Below are 22660 nucleotides of genomic sequence, written 5' to 3' on the forward strand. Positions count from 1 at the left end.
AATTTAAAGACCAAGGATATAAAACATAATAGATCGGGAGGCTATTATATCCTTGGTTTTTATAAAAAAAAGGACTAGCATTTTTTTAAAACATACATAAAAATGATCAAGAGATTTTTATCAAAAGGACTTTTTGTTTTTTCGCTATTAATGCTGATGAGTTGTTCTAATAAAGGCAACTGTATCAAAAACATCACCGTAGGAACTCATGGTAACAACGAATTGAAGATTCAAATCGATGTTACTACAAGTACTGATGCAAAGGTATATGTAGAGTATTGGCGTGAGGCAACTGGAAATAAAGGTAAAATGAATTCTTTGACAACATCTAATGGAACAAAACATTCTTTGGTACTTTGTTCTATCACTCCAGACACTAAATACAACTATCAGGTTGTGACGATTCAGGATGATGTAAAAAACACTAGTAAAGTTTATGCTTTCAAATCCAGACAATTGCCGGAATGGTTTCAAAAGCAATTCAAAGCCAATTGTCCAAAACCTAATTTGTTGCCAGAGAATTTCAAAAAGGGTTTTATGCTTATGAGCAAAAGGGAAACTCCGGGTGTAGCTTATATAGTAGATTATAAAGGAAATTTGAGATGGTATCATACTGTAGAAGGTACTGGTTTCAAAGTTTCCTGTTTTACCGATGACCAAAGCATTATTTCTATACTTGGAAAAAATGATGAGCCAACGAGTTATGGTAGTGAGATTTTAGAAATTAATTTGGAAGGCGATACGCTAACACATATCAAAAAAGGTCAAGGAGATTTTAAGTATGTCATTCATCATGAAATTATAAAAAAATCGACCAACGAAATCGTGACTTTGTTTGTTGATGAAAGAATAACCGACTTATCCTCGATAGGCGGTAAAAAGAAAGATACCATTAACGGTGACGGAATTATTATCATGGATAAAAAAGGAAAGCAACTTTGGAAATGGAGTGTTTTTGATGATTTAGATCCAATGAAAGATAAAGCATTGTTGAAAACCAAAAAGGATTGGATGCATGCCAACAGCTTTAATTATGATAAAGACGGCAATTTTATTATTTCATTTTATAATAACGGTCAAATTTGGAAAGTAGATGCTAAAACCGGAAAAGTAATCTGGAAAATAGGAAAGGGCGGAACAATGACAATGCCAGCCAATTGTAATTTCTCGCAAGCCCACGCTGCACATATTAACCAAGAAGGTAGTTTAATGTTTTTTGATAATGGTGTCGATAAAAAACAGTCTGCTGTTTTTGCAATGAAAGTAGATGAAAAAGGCAATGCCATAAAACTGGATTATCAAGTGAAATTACCAAAGGAAATCTATAATGACAGAATGGGAAGTGCCTATATGATTGACAAAGAAACCATTTTATGTTGCTGTTCTAAAAGACACATAACTGTTCTGACTAATAAAAAAGGAGTATTACTTTGGGCCTTAGAGTCTGAAATTCCTCCTTATCGTGTTAAGTTTATCCCGGAAGATAAACTCAAACCGTTTCTTTTTAACTAAAAATAACCAAAAGGTAGTAGCTGTTTCAATTGGGATAACTTTTAATTACCTGGATTTAATATCTTATCAGTATGAAATGAGCATGAACGTAAATTTGTCGCAAGCAAAAATGAAGATATGCGAATTACATATGACATATAAAAAATAAATAGTATCTACATATGAAAAAAATAGTTGTTATAGGAATCCTTTTTGCTTTGCCAATAATGATTTTTAATTCTTGTAATTCTTCTTCGGCTAATACTGTCGCGAAAGAAGATGTAAAAGATGAATCTTATATTACAATCGATACTTCAAAAATCCCAAATGATAAGTTTGGCGAATCGGTGCGTTATGGAAGAGAATTGATGCTAAGAACGGCATATTATATTGGTCCAAACGGAATTAAAGGAAAATATTTGGGTAATAAAATGAATTGCACTAATTGCCATCAAGATGCGGGAACTAAACCTTATGCTTTCAATTTGATGTCATCGCATGACAATTACCCACAATACCGTGGGCGTGAAGACAAAGTACTCACGCTTGCAGAACGTGTAAACAACTGTGTTATGCGTCCGCATTCCGGTAAACCATTGCCATTGGACAGTGACGAAATGGTTGCTTTCTTATCTTATTTTAAATGGATTAGCAAGTTTGTACCAAAAGACAGTTTGTTTAAAGGATCTAAAAATCTAAAAATTGAATTTCCGGAAGTAGCTGCAAGTCCTGAAAGAGGAAAAGTACTTTTCACCGAAAACTGCGCTCGTTGTCACGGAAATGATGGGGAAGGGAAATTCAACGATGACAAATCGGGATATGTTTACCCGCCTTTATGGGGAAAATATGCTTACCAACCCGGTTCAAGCATGCACAGAGTTATTAAACAAGCACAATGGTTAAAAGGAAATATGCCTTTTGATAAAGTAACTGTTGGTAAACCATATTTGACAGATGCACAAGCGCTAGACATTGCGGCTTATGTGAATGACGATTCTGTTCATACCAGACCAAATCCCAAAACATTGGATTATCCAGACCCGAAGGCAAAGGCAATAGATTATGCTCATGCTCCTTTTATTGATCCTTTTACTGAAAAGCAACATAGACTAGGACCTTATAAACCAATTATTGAATATTGGAAAAAACAAGGTTGGGAAGCTATTTATTAAAGCTTCATTAAACAATCTATTACTATTCTACACATTCTTTTGAAAAAAATACAATCATGAAAAACAACTCAAAACAGAGATTTTTTATAAGTAGCTTATTTGCATTTTGTCTTTTTATAACTACTGGAGCTTTACGTGCACAAGAGTTAAAGTACACTGATGGGAATAACAGTTGGAATCCAAGTTTGCTCGGAAATCATCGTGCAGTAGTGCAATTTACAGGTAATGGAACAGTTGCCAAAACTACAATCAACTGGAGAAGAAGAGACGAAAACCCAGATCAAAAACAGATCATAGTTCAGGATGCTAAAACAGGTAAAGACATTCTTAATGTGAAGCCTGAAAATATAAATAGAGAATCGGGAACTATTTTTTTTGAACCTGTTTCCGGTAAAGGAACCTATTATGTGTATTATTTGCCATACATAGATGAAGGACCAAATGTGTATTATCCAAAAGGGGTTTATGTTAAAGCAAAAAACACTGCCGATGCCGCATGGTTGTCTACAGTAAAAACCGATTTAAAGACTAATTGTAATGTTTCGGAAATTCAAAGTATCAATGCTTTCAATAGTTTTTATCCTATGGAAGTAATAGCTACGGCTACTGAAACACAAAACCTAATTGCGCAAAACAAAGGAAAAGCATTCTTGGTTTTCCCTGAAGACCGAATGAATTCTATCCGAATGCAAAAAGATTTACCAAAACGCTGGATTGATAAAGGTGTTCAAAATACGTTCACTGATACTGCATTAAAGGGAGAATATTTGGCTTTTCAGTTGGGAGTTTATGCTTTGCAAGATTTAAGCAACGTGAAAATTACTTTTTCAGATTTAAAAAACAAGGAAGGAAAAACAATTTCAGCAAAAAATATAAGCTGTATCAATACAGATGGAATAAAATATGATGGTTCTGTTTTTTCAAACAGTGTAAATGTTCCAAAAGGCAGAATACAAGCGATGTGGTGCGGAATTGATGTTCCGGAAAGCACTACGGCTGGAGATTATTTAGGTGAGGTTTTGGTTAGTTCGGGTGGTGCCACCCAAGCAGTTTCTCTTCATTTGGTGGTTAATGAAGATGTTACTAAGAATGGTGGCATTGACCACCCCGAGAAAATGACCCGATTAAAATGGTTGAATTCTACAATGGCGCAAGAAAACACCGTTATTGCACCATATACACCATTGGAAGTAAAGGAAACAGAGATTTCATTATTAGGAAGAAAAGTGCTTTTGAATAAAAATGGATTGCCAACTCAGATTCAAACTTTTTTCACACCCGAAATGACTTCAATTGGTACTAAAGCCAATGATATATTAGCCGCTCCTGCACAATTTCATTTAGTGGATAATGCCGGAAAAGAAATTAGTAATTGGAAAAATACCAGTTTCAAATTCACAAAAAAAGAAGCAGGAACAGTAGCATGGGAAAGCACCAACACAGATACTGCTGTTGAGATGCAGGTAAACGGAACCCTTGAATTTGATGGGTTTTTATCATACACTGTTAAAATTACGGCTCTTGAAGATGTTACTTTCAATGATATTAATTTTCAAATGCCTTTGCAACCTACATCAGCTAAATATTTGATGGGATTAGGTCAAAAAGGAGGAGAACGCCCAGAATCGCTTAAATGGAAATGGGATGTGGCGAATAAAAATCAGGATGGTGCATGGATTGGAAATGTGAATTCTGGATTGCAGTTTTCTTTGAGAGATGAAAAATACAGCCGTCCTTTAAACACTAATTTCTATTTGCAGAAACCATTAATCTTGCCAGCTTCTTGGGGGAATGGAAACAAAGGGGGAATTGATATTATTCCTAGTGGGAAAACGGTTTTGGTTAATGCTTACAGCGGAAACCGAACCATGAAAAAAGGCGATGTTTTGTACTATAATTTCAATTTGTTGATTACACCTTTTCACGCAATCAATACAGATTTCCAGTGGGATAGTAGATTTTACCACAGATACAATAATTTGGATACCATTGCAAAAACAGGTGCTACAATAGTGAATATTCATCATGCAACTCCTATAAATCCATATATCAATTATCCTTTTATCGAACATGAAAAGATGAAAAACTATATTGATGAGGCACATAGCAAGGGATTAAAAGTGAAAATTTACAATACTATTAGAGAGCTTAGTAACAAAAGTTACGAGATACATGCTTTGCGTAGTTTTGGGCATGAAATTTTTACTCCAGGTAAAGGAGGAGGTTTTAATTGGTTGCAAGAACATATTGGAGAAGATTATATTGCAGCATGGTTTGTTCCCGAAATTAAGGATGCAGCTATTGTAAACAGTGGTATGAACCGTTGGCACAATTATTACGTGGAAGGAATGAATTGGCTGGTTCAAAACGTAGGTATAGACGGTGTTTACCTTGATGATGTTGCTTTTGATAGAGTTACGATGAAGAGAGTTAAAAGAGTATTGACTAAAGACGGGCATCCTGGAATAATTGATTTGCACAGCGCTAACCAATACAACAAAAGCGATGGATTTAATAACAGCGCCAATTTATACATGGAGCATTTTCCATATCTAAATAAACTTTGGTTTGGTGAATATTTTGATTATGAAAAAAATCAACCAGACTTTTTCTTGACTGAAGTAAGCGGAATTCCTTTTGGACTTATGGGTGAAATGTTGCAAGATGGTGGTAACGCTTGGCGTGGTATGATTTACGGTATGACCAACAGAATGCCTTGGAGTGATAATGCAGACCCGCGTCCAATCTGGAAAGTATGGAATGATTTCGGTATCAAAGGTTCAGAAATGGTAGGGTATTGGAGTGATAATTGTCCAGTAAGAACTACCAATACCAAGGTATTGTCAACAGTTTATAAAAAGAAAGGTTCAGCGTTAATCTCTATTGCAAGTTGGGCCGATGAGGATGTAAAAGTAAAACTGAACATTGACTGGAAAAAATTAGGAATTGACCCTGCTAAGGCTAAAATAACAATTCCTGAAGTAAAGAATTTTCAATCAGCGCAGCAATTTTCGGCTAGTTCAGAGCTTTCTGTTGCAAAAGGAAAAGGCTTTCTGTTGATTGTAAATCAATAAGTAAGTTTTGAAAAAATAATGAGCTGAGTTCTATAATTGTTTTATGGGCTGGCTCGTGATGTTCTAAAACATGCCGAGAAAGCCCGTAAAAAAAATCAATATCAAAAATGAAATTAAAATCAGCAGTTTTCCTTTTATATCTTGTTAGTCAGTTTGTTGTTGGACAGAATAATGCAGCAACAATCAAAGTGTATAAAAAAGTTTTTACTACCTATCCTTTTTCAGACCCGGATCCTATCCCAAAGCCAGACTCAAAAATCTATCCATATTATCGATTTGATGGCTTTACAGATAAGCCTGTACAAAAGGAATGGAAAGTGATAGAATTGGAGAACGATTACATCAAACTAACGATATTACCAGAAGTTGGCGGTAAAGTTTGGTCAGCTATTGAGAAATCAACAGGAAAAGATTTTATTTACAACAACCATGTGATTAAATTTCGAGACATTGCTATGCGCGGACCTTGGACCAGCGGTGGTGTTGAAGGAAATTATGGAATTATTGGGCATACGCCAAATTGTGCCACACCAGTAGATTATATAACCATTACCAGAGAAGACGGTAGTGTGAGTTGTGTGATTGGAGTTCTGGATTTACTTACTCGAACTTCTTGGAAATTAGACATCAATTTGCCAAAGGATAAGGCATATTTTACCACCAATTCTTTTTGGTTTAATGACACTGCATTTGAGCAACCTTATTATACTTGGATGAATACAGGGATTAAGGCTGCTGGGAATTTGCAATTTATTTATCCAGGCAAAAATTATCTTGGACACGACGGGGAATATAATTCATGGCCTATCAACAAGAGTAACGGAAAGGATCTTTCTTTTTACAATAATAACAATTTTGGAGGTTACAAATCATACCATGTATTTGGAAAATACAGTGATTTTTTTGGAGGATACTGGCATGATGAGGATTTCGGAATGGCCAGATATAGCAATCACGATGATAAACCCGGAAAGAAAATATGGATTTGGGGTTTATCGCAACAAGGGATGATTTGGGAAAAATTATTAACGGACACAGACGGACAGTACGTAGAAGTTCAAAGCGGAAGATTGTTCAATCAATCTGCTGAAAACAGTATGTACACCCCTTTTAAACACCGTTCTTTTTCACCTTATCAAACGGATTCCTGGACTGAGTACTGGTTTCCAGTTAAACAAACCAAAGGCTTCGTAAAAGCAAATAATTATGGTTCCGTAAATGTGAAAAACGAGGATGGCTGGTTGAAGATTTATTTTTCGCCATTGCAAAAGTTGAACGAAAAACTGGTTGTTTTTGATAATGGAAAAGTGGTTTATTCCAAAGATATTTTCGTTAAGCCGATGGAATTATTCAAAGACTCAATCCGTGTTTCGGTTGATGAAAATAAATTAAAACTAGCAATCGGAGAGAATAAACTGGTTTGGAATTCGGCACCAGAAGATGGGAATCTAAGTCGTCCATTAGAAATTCCAAAAGATTTCGACAATAATTCAGTTTATGGTTTATATCTGCAAGGGAAAAATTACATCAGTTTTAGGGATTATATAAAAGCAGAGGAAAAGTTAACCGAATGTTTGAAAAAAGATCCAAATTATGCTCCGGCATTATCGGATATGGCATCTTTACAAATTAGAAAAGCACAATATACCGAGGCAGTTTTATCGGCTAGTAAGGCTTTGGCAATCAATACATATGATCCAGCTGCCAATTATTATTATGCGATGGCCAACTTATATTTACGAAACACTACGGATGCAAAAGATGGTTTTGATCTTGCCGCTTCGAGTGTTGAATATCGCAGTGTTGCATATACGGAATTAGCTAAACTTTACTTTTGTGAAAACGAAACAACCAAAGCAATTGAGTATGCCGAGAAAAGTTTATTGAACAATCAAAATAATTTGGAAAGCTTGCAATTGTTGGCAGTTATATACCGTTTGCAAAATGATACTCCAAAAGCGACTGAAATGCTAAATAGAATAAACACTGTAGATCCTTTGAATCACTTTGTTCGTTTTGAAAAATTTCTTTTAGAAGGTTCTGAAGCCTCAAAGCAACGTTTTACTTCGTTGATACAAAATGAAATGCCACAACAAACTTATCTGGAATTAGGAATGTGGTATTATCGATTAAATCGTAAGGAAGAGGCATCAAAAGCTTTTTCACTTGCAGTTCCAAATGCAGAGCTATTGTATTGGAAAGCATTTTTGGAAAACAAAGCAGTAGATTTAAGTCAGATTCAACCTGGAATCAGTTTTCCATTTCGTGCTGAAACCGCCAATGTGTTAGAAAAATTGATTCCAACAAATAATCAATGGCAATTAAAATACCATTTGGCATTGATTGAATGGAACCGAAATAATATAGCAAAGGCAAAAGAGTTGTTTCAGCAATGTGGCTCTAAACCAATGGATCCAGCTTTTTATGCGGCAAGAGCAGCATTGATGAAAGAGAATCCAGAATTAGCTTTGATTGATCTTCAACAAGCCATTAAACTGGATAAACAAGGATGGAGATACTCTAAATTATTGACGGAACATTTTATCGTGCAAAAACAGTATGATAAAGCATTAGCTGTTGTAGAACCTTTTTACAAAGGACATAAGGAGAATTATATCATAGGAATGTTATATGCAAAAACACTGCTGCTTACCAAAAAATATGCAGTTGCAGATGTATTTTTAACCCAATTGAAAATTCTTCCTTTTGAAGGAGCCACCATTGGCAGACAATTGTATCATGAAGCCAAACTAATGCAGGCGGTAACAGAAATGAAAAACAAACAATACAAAAAAGCATTACAGTTTATTGCAGAGGCTAAATTATGGCCTGAAAATTTAGGCGTTGGGAAACCGTATGACGAAAACATAGACGAAAGATTGGAAAACTGGCTGAATTATTTGTGTTACACAAACCTTGGAGATCAGACAACAGCTAATGAATCGTTGCAAAAAATCATTGCTTTCAGTCCAAAAGTGGATAATACGGTTATGAACTTTTTACCGGCAAATCAATTGGTTTCAGCATGGGCTATTGAAAAAACGTCTAATGCAAAAAAAGCGGAAGAATGGTTACAGGCTCAGGCAAAGATATATCCTTCCAATAAAATTATTCAGTGGTGTCTTCATACTTATACCAAAAAAAAATCCGTTGGCTTAACAGAGGATGAAAAAGATGGTGAAGTCAGAATTTTGGAAAAACTTTAAAAAAATAAATTAGCACAAAATCCCAGTTTTAACTAACATAAAAAAGGGTGATAGAATTACATCAATGTATGATTTAGCGTAATTTTATCATCAAAACAACCATCATAAACAAAATAAAAATGAACAAGCTTTTTTTAAAATCTACAGTTTTTAGCTTCATCGCGCTGGTATCGGTAGAAATGAGCGCACAGAACGCTAATAAAAATACAGACGAGCTAGCCGCTTATAGAGTTACTGCGCAAAAGGTTAATGATCTCGTAAATACAAAACTGGAAGTGTCATTTGATTATGGCAAGCGATATTTATACGGAAAAGAATGGCTTACTTTAACGCCCCATTTTTACGAAACGGATACGCTTACTTTGGACGCCAAAGGAATGGATTTTAAAGAAATTGCAATAATGGAAGGGACAAAAAAAGTTCCTTTAAAATATACGTATGATACAGAGCAACTCTTTATCACTCTAAACAGAAAATATAAAAACACGGAGAAATACACCATTTATATTGATTATACTGCAAAACCAAATGAGTTAAAAGCAAAAGGAAGCGCTGCAATTACTGATGCAAAAGGATTGTATTTTATCAACCCAGACGGAAAAGAAGATAAACCCATAGAAATATGGACACAAGGTGAAACAGAGGCGTCATCTGCTTGGTTTCCTACTATTGATAAGCCAAATCAAAAAACGACATCTGAGATTTCGATGACAGTGGATGCTAAATATGTGACATTGTCAAATGGAAAATTAGTTGCGCAAAAAGCTAATAAAAATGGAACTCGCACAGATACATGGAAGATGGATGTGCCTAATGCTCCTTACTTGTTTATGATGGCTGTTGGAGATTTTAAAATATTTAAAGATTCTTATAATGGTAAGGAAGTTAGTTATTACTTAGAACCAAAGTATGCGCCGTATGCCAAACAAATATTTGGCAAGACACCGGATATGATGAATTTTTACAGCAAAATGTTAGGAGTTGAATATCCGTGGGTTAAATATGCTCAGATTGTTGCTAGAGATTACGTTTCTGGCGCAATGGAAAACACATCGGCTACTTTGCATGGTGAATATGTTCAAAAAACAGAAAGAGAATTATTGGATGACAATGGAGAAAGTACTATTGCACACGAACTTTTTCATCAGTGGTTTGGGGATTATGTAACAGCCGAATCTTGGTCTAATTTAACGATGAATGAATCTTTTGCAACTTTTGGAGAAGTACTTTGGCATGGACATGATGCCGGACAAGATGCAGAAGACAGATCACGTTATGAAAAACTGCAAAATTATTTAGGTTCCAGCAAAAATGGAATGAGTCCAGTTTTGGCCCGTTTTCATTACAATGATAAAGAAGATTTGTTTGATAATATTAGCTATTCAAAAGGATCTATAATATTGTACGCTATAAAAAATCAGATGGGTGATGAAGCTTTCTTTAAATCTTTAAATCGTTATTTGACAGCTAATGCTTTTGGGAGTGGAGAAACACATCAGTTGCGGTTGGCAATGGAAGATGTGACTGGAATAGATTGGAGTCCTTATTTTAACCAATGGTACTATCAAGGAGGTAATCCGATTTTGGAAATTAAATACGGTTATACAAATGGAAAAGCTACTGTTTCTGTAAAACAAACGCAGGATAGTTCTGTACAATTGTTTAGCCTGCCACTAAAAGTTGATTTTTATGTAAACGGAAATAAAATTAGAAAGAATATTTTAATTGAAAACAGAGAGCAAAATTTCAGTTTTGATGTTCCATCCAAACCAGATTTTGTAGATATGGATGCTGATAAAATTTTGGTTGGTCAAATTATTGAAAACAAGAAGGCTGAAGATTATTTATACCAATACAAAAATGCTCCATCGTATTTTAACAGAATTGAAGCAATAAAATTTGCTACTAAAGACAGAAGCGATACTTCTCAATTTATATTATTAGCAGGATTAGCAGATAAGCAGGATGATTTGAGAACACTTAGTGTAAAAGGATTGGATTTAGGCAATTCTCAAACAAATACGGCTGCCTTGAAATTTTTGTCTTTATTGGCTAAAAATGATAAAAATACAACTGTTCGAGCAGCAGCAATTTTGAAATTGGCATCAACTGGTGACACTGCTTATAAAGAATTAATGAATGAAAGTATTAAAGAGCAGTCTTATAAAGTGATTGCTGCAGGTATATCTGGATTGTTTAAATTCTCAGCTGAAGAAGGAAATAAAGCATTGGCATCATTGGACGACGACACCAAAAAACATGTAACTCCTTTGATGAAAAAAATGTAAAATCAAAAATAGTTTGCAAAAACCTAATCAAAATGAAATATCCAAAAGTTGCTTTTTCTTTCTTTTTTACAATTCTTATTAGTGTTATATCGACAGCACAGAATTCAAAAATTGAATTGTCATTGCCTCTTGGAGGAAATGCATTTAGCTCTTTGCATCATGAAGAAAATCCAACAATTACGAATAACGGAATAGAAAATTGGGCGAATCCGAAAGAGTATTTTACAGCCTACTTCCGAATTTCTAAACCTGGAATATTTACAATTGCTACAGATGAATCGGTTGTTGTTTTTGGAAAATCAGTTTTAGAATTTAGTATCAATAATTCATCGAAAAGAGTTACATACGATGAAATTAAAAAGCAATCGTTAGTTGTTGGAAATTGGAAAATCTCGGATACAGGTTATGTTGCCATAAAAATAAAAGGAATAAGCAAGACAGCAAATGCTTTTCCTTCTATTCCGGCATTAACAATTAGTAGTTCTGATTTCAATGGAAAAATTGCACTAGTTCCCAATAACGAAGGAAACTTTTATCATTGGGGAAGACGTGGACCTTCAGTTCATTTAAATTACCAAGTCCCTGAAAATGTAAATGCCGAATGGTATTATAATGAAATAACTGTGCCAGTAGGTCAGGATATTATTGGTTCTTATTATATGGCAAACGGTTTTGGCGAAGGTTATTTTGGAATTCAGGTTAATTCGGATCACGAGCGTAGAATTCTGTTTTCTGTTTGGAGTCCTTTTGAAACTGATAATCCGGAAAGTATTCCAGACTCTCAAAAAATTAAGTTATTAAAAAAAGGGAAAAACGTAACAACTGGGGAGTTCGGCAATGAAGGTTCTGGAGGACAAAGCTATTTGAAATACAATTGGATTGCGGGTAATACTTATAAATTTCTATTACATGGTGCGCCCCAAAAAGATAATACAACTATTTATAGCGCCTATTTCTTTGCTCCAGAATTGAATCAATGGCAGTTAATTGCGAGTTTTAATCGCCCGCAAACAACTACATATTTGAAACGATTTCATTCTTTTTTAGAAAATTTTATTCCAGAGCAGGGGGATATATCTCGCAAAGTATTATTTAGTAATCAATGGGTTTACGATAATTTAGGAAATTGGATTGAAGTAAACTCTGCAAAATTCACAATTGATAATACTGGGAATAAAGGGTATCGTATGGATTATTCAGGAGGTCTGGATGAGAAATCATTCTATTTAAAAAACGGAGGTTTCTTTAATAATTACACTAAGAAGCAAATTATTTTCACAAGACCTTTGACTAACAATAAGCCAAATATTGATTTTAAAAATTTACCATAGCAGTTTAAGTCAATTTTTGAATAATTTAAATCAAGAAATATATTGTTGTACCTATTTTTTAAACTAATTAATATAATAATGAAAACTACTTTTTTAAAAAACATTCTGATTATTTTTTGTCTATTGGGATGGATAGGGGCGTTTGCCCAAATGATAAAGACTGACACGCCAAAACGTGCCAAAGGACAAACGGATGTTTTGCGCATGGCTTGTGCACCAATACCAACGGTTCGTATTGCTTTTATTGGCTTAGGAATGCGTGGGCCAGGGGCGGTTAAACGAATGACAAATATTCCTGGAGTACAGGTTGTTGCACTTTGTGATATGCTGGAAAAAAACACGAAATCGGCAAATCAGATTTTAGAAAAGGCAGGACTTCCTAAAGCGCAAGAATTTTTCGGTGATGAAAATGCGTGGCGTAAAGTAACTGCACTTCCTAATGTTGATCTTGTTTACGTGGCCACTGACTGGAAACATCATGCTCAAATTGGTGTTCAAGCAATGAAAGATGGAAAACACGTGGCTATAGAAGTACCTTCAGCAATGACAATGGATGAAATATGGGAACTAATCAATACTTCCGAAAAAACCAGAAAGCATTGTATGCAATTGGAGAACTGTGTTTACGACTTCTTTGAATTGACAACGCTGAATATGGCGCAGCAAGGATTGTTTGGAGAAATTCTTCATGCCGAAGGTTCCTATATTCATAATCTTGAACCGTATTGGATGGATTACTGGAATAATTGGCGTTTGGATTACAACATAAAACATCGTGGAGACATTTATGCAACTCATGGAATGGGACCTGCTTGCCTGGCCTTGAACATCCACCGTGGTGATAAGATGAATTATTTGGTTTCAATGGATACCAAAAGCGTTGGTATTCCTGCTTTTATCAAAGAGAAAAAAGGGGAAGATTTAAAAGATTTTAGAAATGGAGACCACACTATGACAATGATTCGTACCGAGAACGGAAAAACGATTCAGATACAGCATGATGTGGCTAATCCGCGTCCGTACACTCGAATGTACCAATTAACTGGAACAAAAGGATTTGCCAATAAATATCCAGTAGAAGGATATGCTTTGGGAGCTGCAGCGGTTGGTCAAGATATTACTCCGGATTACCAAAAAATGGATGCTGAGGAGTATGTGTCTGAAGAGGTGAAAAAAGCATTAATGATTAAATATAAACATCCTATAGTAAAGGGTATCGAAGAAAAAGCCAAGCAAGTTGGAGGACATGGAGGAATGGATTTTATAATGGATTACCGTTTGATTTATTGTCTTCAAAACGGACTTCCATTGGATATGGACGTATATGATTTGGCCGAATGGTCTTGTCTTGGTCCATTGACGGAAATCTCTCTTGACAATGGTTCTACTCCTGTACAAATCCCTGATTTTACCCGTGGCGGATGGAATAAATTAAAAACAGTGGAGTTTTCGAAATAAAGAAATGAATTTTAAAGCAATAAGCTTTAATTATTAGACTACCAATGAACAGTATAATTTATAGATAATTATATTGTTCATTGGTCGTTTAATTTTATAGAGTAAAATTTGAAGATAGCTGTAATAACCTTAGAAAGGTATTGCTTCTTTGTATTTAACTTAAGTGAATGTCCTGTGTACTTGAAACGGGAAACAATTTTGAACAGGTTTATCTTTATTATTGATAAAATGTACCTAATAAAAGATAAAAAATTAGGTAATTATCTACTTTAATAGACCGAGAAAAAAAATGCAGTAGCGGATAGTCTAAAAAAATTAAAGTACAGTCCATCATTATTTGTTAGAATGCTCCTTTTTTTTTAAAGATTAGCAATGTAGTTTGGATACAATTTGTATGAATTATTTAAGTTGCTTAAAATTAGTAATTTATGATTTGTGAATATAAAGAATAGAATAGAAATATCACTTGTTGAATTTTAGAATGAATACTTATATGCAGAAAATTTTTGTAAATAGATGAAGCGGAAAGAGTATTGCAAGGTCCTACTATGTTTTGATTTTTTATAAATGAAATATCACCGAAAGTGGGTATTGTGATGGCCACTTATAAAGATTAAATTACAGAAAATCCTAATCCTACAAGTGAGACTCATTAGTAAGACCTTTTAAAAATGAAGCTTAAGAAAAGTGCTGGAATCCTTTTGTATAAAAGAGTTCGCAATCAATTGTTTGTCTTGCTAGTACATCCCAGTGGCCCTTTCTGGAAAAATAAAGACAGGGGACATTGGTCAATACCAAAAGGGGAATTTAATGATGAAGAAAATGCATTTGACTCCGCAATCAGAGAATTTGAGGAAGAAACTGGAACGCGATTAGAAGGAAGTTTCGTGGAACTTTCTCCTGTAAAATTAAAATTGGGTAAAATAGTTCATGCATGGGCTCTGGAAAAGGATATGGATACAAATACAATAGAGAGTAATACTTTTGAAATGGAATGGCCACCAAAGTCGGGAACAATACACAGTTTCCTTGAAATTGACTAAGGGCAATGGTTTACAGTGGACGAAGCATTGGAGAAAATCAATAAAAAATGGGAGGTTTTATTTTGCAACTACTTAGAAAGTTTGGTTTTGATTATTAATCAAACTAAAAGGCCCGATTGAAAAACAAATTTGTAAATGAACTTTATAAGCTCTTTTAAAATGAATAAAAATTTTATTGTCGTTGATGATGACTCCGTTAACAACCTTATATGCCGAAAAGTAATTAAGCTCGTTTTTCCTGAAGCAGATGTGTTAACATTTACCAATCCGGAGAAAGCACTCTTATTTATCAAGTCTATTTATACCTATTCCCCTGGAAAGACAACAATAGTACTTCTTGATATTAACATGCCTATACTTTCAGGTTGGGATTTCCTGGAAGAATTTGAGGGTTTTGATACTGATGTAAAAGAGCGACTAAAAATTTATATGCTTTCATCTTCGACTGACCAGCTCGATAAAGATCGTGCAAATGAAAACAAAAATGTACGGGGTTACATTGAAAAGCCTCTATGCAAGGATAGTATTGCGAAGATAGTATTTTAGATTTCTAATGTCTAGCTGCAAAGATTAAACAGAGTATTTGTGAAAGGGTATTATTAAAAGTTAGAGTGTAAGTAGGGGAGAGCGGAGAATTTATACGAGAAATGAAACGTTTTATCGGCTGCCAAAAGATTTCTGAACTGCCCAGTTCTCAATACTATTAAATTAGCCTGCATAAGAAGTTTGCTAGTGTTATACTCCTCTGTAAAAGATTCTGTAAATTATTTTTCTACTAATTCCAAACAAAAGACTGGCATGATTCACGCTAATGAAATCTTTTGTTTTCACTATTTCAAGATTAGGATTTTGGGCGATTTCAGTCTGTTTATTGCTTTCTGTAATTTTGGACTGCCTTGTTCTTGCCTTGCAGGCTTTGCTACTGCGATTTAGCGAACAATACTGCGTTTTTGTTGTTTTGGCTGTGAATTCATTTCTGCAGAATTCCCAGATGCGGGCAATCCTAATGTTTGTACTCATAGAAATGTGACTTTATGTGTCCCACTGTGACTATGTGTTTCTCTATGTGCCATAATTTGGCCAAAAAAAATATTTTTTGTACCTCAAATTCTCAAGGTACAATTGACGTACAAATTTAAGCAAAATATCGCATACTATCCAAGATGAAAAGGAAGTAAAAAACGAGTTAAAATATTGTTTATTAATACTTTAACTCGTTTGTTTGTTGTTTTTTTGTGATGTTTTGTTTTGCTATTTTCCGATGCAGAAAATAACATTCCTTATTTTAATAGGGTTTTCAACTTTAGTGGTACAATTATGGTACAATTTAAAGCAAACTATCGCAAAACAAAACAAAGTATCCTTATCAAGATAACATAAACTCATAGGAGTTGTTTACACAAAAATAGTTATAAACTTTTAATATTGATTATATCATTGATATAAAAAAAGCTGAGTAATATATGATTAGAGTACTTACACATGAAGGTTAAAAAGTAAAAAGGTCAAAAATCTAAATATTAGATTTTTGACCTTTTTTCAATATCGTTTTGGATTTCTAAATAAGTTTTTACCCGACCAGACTTAATCCATTTCATTAACTCATGTCTATAAAAATAAATACGTTTACCTTGTTTATTAACTGGGATTTCCCTTTTACACACTTTACTATAAATTGTTGATACCGATAGATCCAAAAGTTTTGATGCTTCTTGAATGTTTAGAACTTCTTCTTTATTTTCTTCTACATTGGAAATTCTTACAATAAGTTTTTCTAAATGCTCTAATTTATCATGAATTTTGTTCATCATTATAGGTATTTGGTCAAAAGTAAATGGCTTCATGGTGATCGGTTATTTAAATCTCATGTAAAAGTATTTATTACCGACTTTGAAGATATAAGATGTCCTTAAAAAGGGGAGTTTGGCTTTTAATTTCTAATCATTATAGGTTATAGGACTATAAGAAATCTAATCCATTAAGGAGAAATGTTGGCTCTAATATTTGGTTTATTAGCCCCATCCGAATAAATTTGAACTATTGCATCGAAGATTTGTAAAAATTGAAAAATATTTCCAAGTAGTATTTGTTCTTATCTTTAGTTACTGTTAAGTTATCTTATTCAGTATTTTAAAATTTTTAATTTCAAAAGCATAAAATAAAAAAAAACTATTTTTACAGTCTTGAAACTTACAAACACCATATTGTCAATTATAATTCTGATTCTTTCCTGTATGCCTTGTGCAGATAAGGAACAAGATGTATCGTTTGAAAAAATGACTATAAACAATACTTCAAAGCAACATCACAATAAAGATATTTGCTCCCCTTTATGTGTTTGTAGTTGCTGTGGATGTCAAGGTTACGTTCACAACACTATTTGTTCTTATAATATCTTTTCGGTTAAAACTATAATTGATAAAAATCTTCCTGAATACAAATCAATTATTACTTCCAATTTCTTCGGGAGTATTTGGCTGCCCCCACAAATTATTGCTTAATTTTTTTGATGATTAAAAGAATACAATTCTACTTGATAGAGTTAGTTACAAAGTTTTCTTTATTTAAATTAATTACAGTTATAGATATAATAATGGCAATGCAAAAAACAAAAAGACCGAACAACCCTAAACCTAAATCCAAAAAGCCAATAACGGTTTACACTGTTATTCGTACTATAATGATAATACTACTTTTGTTGCTTTTGTTATTGGGAGTTGCTGCAAAATATTGGTACTACTACAATAAATATTACAAATAATTAATAATCATTATAAATAATTTATTAATTATAAAAATAAAAATCATATTTTTACAGTCTTGAAATTTACAAACATCATATTGTCAATTATCATCGTAGTACTTTCCTGTATGCCTTGTGCAGACAAGGAACAAGGCGTTTCGTCTGTAAAAGTAACTATAACCAATAGTTCAAAACAGCACCAAGATAAAGACAGCTGTTCTCCTTTATGCATTTGTAACTGTTGTGGCTGTCAAGGTTTCGCATACAATTCAATATGTAATTACAATTTTTTGGCCGTCAAAAACATAATTGACAAAAAACTACCTGCATACAAATCAATTTTCACTTCCAATTTCTACGGAAGCATTTGGCAACCGCCTCAAATTAATGCTTAATAATTTATCGATTAATGAATAAATAAAGTGAATAAATGCCATGCGCATTCATTTTGCTATTGTTTTACATTAATCATTTCGCAGTATTTGAATTTATCATTACCGTGAATTATAATTTATTATTAAACATTAATCATTACAAATAGTGTTAAACAAAATCATTCATTTTAGTATAAACAATAAATTCATCATTGGGTTGATGACTTTATTCTTGATCATTTGGGGAGGGTGGAGTGCTTCCAAATTACCTATTGATGCAGTACCGGATATTACAAACAATCAAGTACAAATTATTACGCTTTGCCCCACTTTGGCAGGGCAGGAAGTAGAACAATTGGTAACTTTCCCAATAGAACAAAGTATTGCAAATCTTCCCGATTTGGAAGAAACCCGAAGTATTTCACGCTTTGGTTTATCAGTAATCACAGTCGTTTTTGATGATGATGTCAATATTTATTTTGCACGACAACTTATTAGTGAACGCCTTAAAGAAGCGATTAGTCAAATACCACAAGGAATAGGAACACCCGAATTAGGTCCCGTTAGTACAGGACTTGGCGAAGTGTACCAATATATTTTACATCCAAAAAAAGGAAGTGAAAATAAATATTCGGCAATGGATTTGCGTTCTATGCAAGATTGGATAGTAGCAAGACAACTAAACGGAACTCCCGGAATTGCTGAAATAAATAGTTTTGGTGGTAAATTAAAACAATATGAAGTTGGGGTGAATCCAAATCGCTTAAAAGCAATGGGAGTAACTATTCCTGATATTTTCAACGCTTTAGAAAAAAACAATCAAAATACAGGTGGCGCATACATTGACAAAAAACCAAGTGCCTACTTTATTCGTGGTGTTGGATTAGTCACTTCTTTGGAAGATGTAAAAAATATTGTTGTAAAAAGCAATCCAAACAGCGTTCCGATTTTTATAAAAGATGTTGCCGATGTAAAGTTTGGCAGTGCTGTACGTTATGGAGCAATGACTTATAACGGAAAAGTTGATGCAGTTGGTGGTATTGTGATGATGCTAAAAGGGGCAAACAGTAATGAAGTCGTACAAAGAATAAAAGACAAAATGATTGTCATACAAAAATCATTACCTGATGATGTAATCGTTGAACCATTTATTGATCGAAGCACCTTTGTAAACCGTGCCATTTCTACGGTTGAAAAAAACCTAATCGAAGGAGCATTAATAGTAATTTTTGTATTGGTTTTATTTCTTGGAAATCTTCGTGCAGGACTTATAGTAGCTTCGGCTATACCGCTTTCTATGTTGTTTGCTTTGGGATTGATGAAAGTTTTTGGAGTAAGTGCAAACCTAATGAGTTTGGGAGCTATAGATTTTGGATTAATTGTAGATGGTGCCGTAATTATAGTGGAAGCTTCTCTCTATTTTTTAGAACACAATAAAACTAAGGTAAAGCTGACCCAACCACAAATGGATCACGCCGTAGAATATAGTGCTAAAAAAATGATGAGTAGTGCAGCTTTTGGTCAAATCATTATCATGATTGTTTATTTCCCTATTTTATCTTTAGTGGGAATTGAAGGGAAAATGTTTGGACCAATGGCAAAAACAGTTTCGTTTGCCATTATTGGAGCAATGATCCTTTCATTGACCTATATTCCTATGATGAGTGCCTTGTTTTTACCTAAGCTTATCAGTCATAAAAAAACATTTTCAGACAAGATGATGGACTTTTTGTATAAAAAATACGAGCCTCTTTTGGTAAAGGTTATTGAGATAAAATACAAAATAGTTGGAATTACTGTTGCATTACTATTAGTTACCTTTTTTATTTTCAGCAAAATGGGCGGAGAGTTTATCCCAAATTTAGCGGAAGGAGATTATGCGTTTGAATTTAAAATGCCTCTCGAAACTTCTTTATCCCAAAGTATTGAAACCTCGATGCAAGGCGCAAGAATTGCAAAACAATTCGACGAAGTAAAAATTGTAGTGGGAAAAACGGGAGCTGGTGAAGTACCTACTGACCCAATGCCACCTGGAGCAACAGATATGATGATTATTCTAAAGCCGCAAGACGAATGGAAATCAGGTAGAACTTATGATGAATTGGGTGATGCAATAGAAGAAAAATTAAGTGTGATACCTGGTGTTTTTATCGAAAAAAGTCAACCGATTCAAATGCGTTTCAATGAATTAATGACTGGAATCAAACAAGATGTCGCTATAAAAATATTTGGAGAAAACTTGGACAGCCTTTCCGTATATGCAAAAAAAGTCGAAAATGTGATTGTAAATGTAAAAGGGGTTTCATCTCCTCAAGTAGAACAAGTAGATGGTTTGCCACAAATCAATATAGAATATGACCGTTTGCGAATTGCTAATTATGGTCTAAATGTAGAAGACATAAATAGTATTGTAAGTACTGCTTTTGCAGGAAAAGCTGCAGGTGTAGTTTACGAAAACGAGCGAAAATTTGATTTAGTGGTGCGGTTGGACAGTACATCAAGAAGAAGTATTGAGGACGTGAATAATTTATTGATACCGACACCTTCAGGAAATCAAATACCATTATCACAAGTGGCAAAAGTTGATTTTAAATTAGGCCCTGCGCAAATTAGTAGAGAAGCTGGAAAACGTAGAATCGTTATTGGTTTCAATATACAGGATAGAGATGTACAAAGTGTTGTAAAAGAAATTCAAGACAAATTAGCAACAAAAGTAAAATTACCATCTGGTTATTATTTTACTTATGGAGGAACATTTGAGAACTTACAAAAAGCGTCTAATCGATTGATGATTGCAGTTCCTATTTCCCTATTATTGATTTTTATGCTTTTGTACTTTACATTCAATTCTATGAAACAAGCCAGTTTAATATTTTCTGCAATTCCAATGAGTGCAATTGGAGGAGTATTCGCATTAATCCTTCGCGGAATGCCTTTTAGTATTTCAGCAGGAATAGGTTTTATTGCATTGTTTGGAGTAGCTGTATTGAATGGAATTGTACTTATAGGTACATTCAACCAACTCGAAAAAGAGGGCTGGGATGACGTTATCAAACGCGTTATTGAAGGAACAAAAATCAGACTGCGCCCCGTTTTAATGACGGCTACCGTTGCCTCATTAGGTTTCTTACCAATGGCAATGTCACACAGTGCAGGTGCCGAGGTGCAAAAACCATTGGCAACTGTAGTAATTGGCGGACTGCTCTCAGCAACATTTTTGACTTTATTTGTGTTGCCTTTACTATATATCATATTCAATACAAAAATTAAAATAAAAGGAAAATCGATAACAACCATTTTAGTTGTCGGACTGTTTCTTTCATTCAGCAATGGTCAGGCACAATCACGCAAATCTATCGATGAAGTCTTGAATTTGGGTCTAAAGGATAATTTGCAATACAATATCAATCAGTCACAAATAACAAAAAACCAGCTTTTGATAAAAGGAAATAAGGAGTTTCCTAAAACTGGCATATTTGTCGAGAACGAAGATCTTCGCCCTTCGGATAAAACCGGTATTTGGAAAATTGGTTTACAACAAGCTTTCTATATGCCGCAAGTAAACCAAGCCAAGAAGAATTACTATAGTGAGCAAACCAAGTACTACGAGGTTAACAAAGAAGTAATCAATACAGAGCTGAAAAAAAACATCCGTTCTGTTTATTACCAATTATGGTATTTGCAAGACAAGGCAGCTTTATATCAGCAATTAGACACTATTTATGCAGGCTTACTAAAAACGACCACCATAAAAGTAAAAACTGGAGAAAGCGCTGGTATTGAGAAGATTTCAGCAAACGTGAAGTTGAAAGAAATTGAAACAAACATCACGCAGCTTCAAAAAGAAATGGTAGTGCAACAGCAAGTACTAATGCAATTATTAAATAGCTCAGAAGCCATTTTGCCTCTTTCAAAATCTTTAGAAAAGTTGGAATATGGTTTGCAGAATTCAACCGAAAATCATCCAAGTCTTCTGTTATTGCAACAAAACATAGCGATTGCCAATAGTGAAATTGCTATTCAAAAAAGCAATAATTTACCTGAATTTTCCGGTCGTATTTTTTCACAGAAATTATATGGTGTAGATGACCCGTATAGTGGTTTTTCATTTTCAACATTATTCCCAATATTCGGAAGCGGTGCCAATCATAATAAAATAAAAGCCGCCAGAACCGAAAAGGAAGTACAAGAACAACAACTGCAATACAAAACGCAAATACTTAAATCTGACCTGACTCAACGTCAAACCGAAGTGGAAAAAAGCTTATCTGGTTTACAATTTTATGAAACTTTGGGTTTGCAGCAAGCTGATGAAATTATCAAAGCCGCTAACCAATCCTACCGAGCTGGAGAAACAAGTTATGCTGATTTCTCATTGTATTTGAGTCAAGCCATCGAAATACGGAAAAATTATTTAGACAATCTAAATGCCTACAACCACGCCATAATTGAATTCAATTATTTCACAAATAAATAAATT

The 22660-nt window shown here is 34.0% G+C and carries 13 protein-coding genes; 11 read left to right on the forward strand and 2 right to left on the reverse strand.

Going from position 1 to position 22660, the window contains the following annotated elements; translation table 11 throughout:
* Positions 1-102 precede the first annotated feature (102 nt).
* The 9 genes from C8C85_RS16190 (at position 103) to C8C85_RS16230 (ending at position 15609) form a co-directional block, all read left to right on the forward strand.
* Positions 103-1512 carry an aryl-sulfate sulfotransferase gene (locus C8C85_RS16190; protein ID WP_116798000.1) on the forward strand — a complete coding sequence of 470 codons (1410 nt, stop codon included), beginning with the start codon at positions 103-105 and terminating at the stop codon, positions 1510-1512.
* Between the two features lie 161 nt (positions 1513-1673).
* Positions 1674-2663 carry a c-type cytochrome gene (locus C8C85_RS16195; RefSeq protein ID WP_116798001.1) on the forward strand — a complete coding sequence of 330 codons (990 nt, stop codon included), beginning with the start codon at positions 1674-1676 and terminating at the stop codon, positions 2661-2663.
* A gap of 56 nt (positions 2664-2719) precedes the next feature.
* A complete protein-coding gene (locus C8C85_RS16200) occupies positions 2720-5737 on the forward strand; it encodes a glycoside hydrolase domain-containing protein (RefSeq protein ID WP_243412123.1) in 3018 nt (1005 codons plus the stop codon).
* A 107-nt stretch (positions 5738-5844) separates the two neighbouring features.
* Positions 5845-8943 carry a DUF5107 domain-containing protein gene (locus tag C8C85_RS16205; protein WP_116798002.1) on the forward strand — a complete coding sequence of 1033 codons (3099 nt, stop codon included), beginning with the start codon at positions 5845-5847 and terminating at the stop codon, positions 8941-8943.
* 119 nt (positions 8944-9062) lie between these two features.
* A complete protein-coding gene (locus tag C8C85_RS16210) occupies positions 9063-11231 on the forward strand; it encodes a M1 family metallopeptidase (protein WP_116798003.1) in 2169 nt (722 codons plus the stop codon).
* A gap of 32 nt (positions 11232-11263) precedes the next feature.
* Complete coding sequence (locus C8C85_RS16215; RefSeq protein WP_116798004.1) at positions 11264-12562, forward strand: DUF3472 domain-containing protein; 1299 nt, start codon at positions 11264-11266, stop codon at positions 12560-12562.
* Between the two features lie 78 nt (positions 12563-12640).
* Positions 12641-14020, forward strand: coding sequence for a Gfo/Idh/MocA family protein (locus C8C85_RS16220; RefSeq protein ID WP_116798005.1), 1380 nt, complete (start codon positions 12641-12643; stop codon positions 14018-14020).
* 671 nt (positions 14021-14691) lie between these two features.
* Positions 14692-15063 carry an NUDIX domain-containing protein gene (locus C8C85_RS16225; protein ID WP_116798006.1) on the forward strand — a complete coding sequence of 124 codons (372 nt, stop codon included), beginning with the start codon at positions 14692-14694 and terminating at the stop codon, positions 15061-15063.
* Positions 15064-15222: 159 nt separating this feature from the next.
* Complete coding sequence (locus tag C8C85_RS16230; RefSeq protein WP_116798007.1) at positions 15223-15609, forward strand: response regulator; 387 nt, start codon at positions 15223-15225, stop codon at positions 15607-15609.
* A 189-nt stretch (positions 15610-15798) separates the two neighbouring features.
* Here C8C85_RS16230 and C8C85_RS16235 read toward each other — a convergent pair whose 3' ends face one another.
* Together C8C85_RS16235 and C8C85_RS16240 are read right to left on the reverse strand one after the other, a co-directional pair.
* Positions 15799-16083 (reverse strand): DNA-binding protein, encoded by a 285-nt coding sequence (locus C8C85_RS16235; RefSeq protein WP_207786943.1) that lies wholly within the window; start codon positions 16081-16083, stop codon positions 15799-15801.
* Positions 16084-16583: 500 nt separating this feature from the next.
* Positions 16584-16907 carry a helix-turn-helix domain-containing protein gene (locus tag C8C85_RS16240; RefSeq protein WP_100844376.1) on the reverse strand — a complete coding sequence of 108 codons (324 nt, stop codon included), beginning with the start codon at positions 16905-16907 and terminating at the stop codon, positions 16584-16586.
* A gap of 976 nt (positions 16908-17883) precedes the next feature.
* Here C8C85_RS16240 and C8C85_RS16245 point away from each other — a divergent pair.
* Complete coding sequence (locus C8C85_RS16245; RefSeq protein WP_165818130.1) at positions 17884-18201, forward strand: DUF6660 family protein; 318 nt, start codon at positions 17884-17886, stop codon at positions 18199-18201.
* Positions 18202-18346: 145 nt separating this feature from the next.
* Positions 18347-22657, forward strand: coding sequence for a CusA/CzcA family heavy metal efflux RND transporter (locus C8C85_RS16250; RefSeq protein WP_111410125.1), 4311 nt, complete (start codon positions 18347-18349; stop codon positions 22655-22657).
* Positions 22658-22660: the final 3 nt, after the last annotated feature.

The sequence above is a fragment of the Flavobacterium sp. 103 genome (assembly GCF_003096795.1).
Classification (GTDB): Bacteria; Bacteroidota; Bacteroidia; order Flavobacteriales; family Flavobacteriaceae; genus Flavobacterium.

Coding starts and splice junctions, on each gene's coding strand:
- C8C85_RS16190 (WP_116798000.1), top strand. CDS start 103: ATGATCAAGAGATTTTTATCAAAAGGACTTTTTGTTTTTTCGCTATTA.
- C8C85_RS16195 (WP_116798001.1), top strand. CDS start 1,674: ATGAAAAAAATAGTTGTTATAGGAATCCTTTTTGCTTTGCCAATAATG.
- C8C85_RS16200 (WP_243412123.1), top strand. CDS start 2,720: ATGAAAAACAACTCAAAACAGAGATTTTTTATAAGTAGCTTATTTGCA.
- C8C85_RS16205 (WP_116798002.1), top strand. CDS start 5,845: ATGAAATTAAAATCAGCAGTTTTCCTTTTATATCTTGTTAGTCAGTTT.
- C8C85_RS16210 (WP_116798003.1), top strand. CDS start 9,063: ATGAACAAGCTTTTTTTAAAATCTACAGTTTTTAGCTTCATCGCGCTG.
- C8C85_RS16215 (WP_116798004.1), top strand. CDS start 11,264: ATGAAATATCCAAAAGTTGCTTTTTCTTTCTTTTTTACAATTCTTATT.
- C8C85_RS16220 (WP_116798005.1), top strand. CDS start 12,641: ATGAAAACTACTTTTTTAAAAAACATTCTGATTATTTTTTGTCTATTG.
- C8C85_RS16225 (WP_116798006.1), top strand. CDS start 14,692: ATGAAGCTTAAGAAAAGTGCTGGAATCCTTTTGTATAAAAGAGTTCGC.
- C8C85_RS16230 (WP_116798007.1), top strand. CDS start 15,223: ATGAATAAAAATTTTATTGTCGTTGATGATGACTCCGTTAACAACCTT.
- C8C85_RS16235 (WP_207786943.1), bottom strand. CDS start 16,083: ATGAGTACAAACATTAGGATTGCCCGCATCTGGGAATTCTGCAGAAAT.
- C8C85_RS16240 (WP_100844376.1), bottom strand. CDS start 16,907: ATGAAGCCATTTACTTTTGACCAAATACCTATAATGATGAACAAAATT.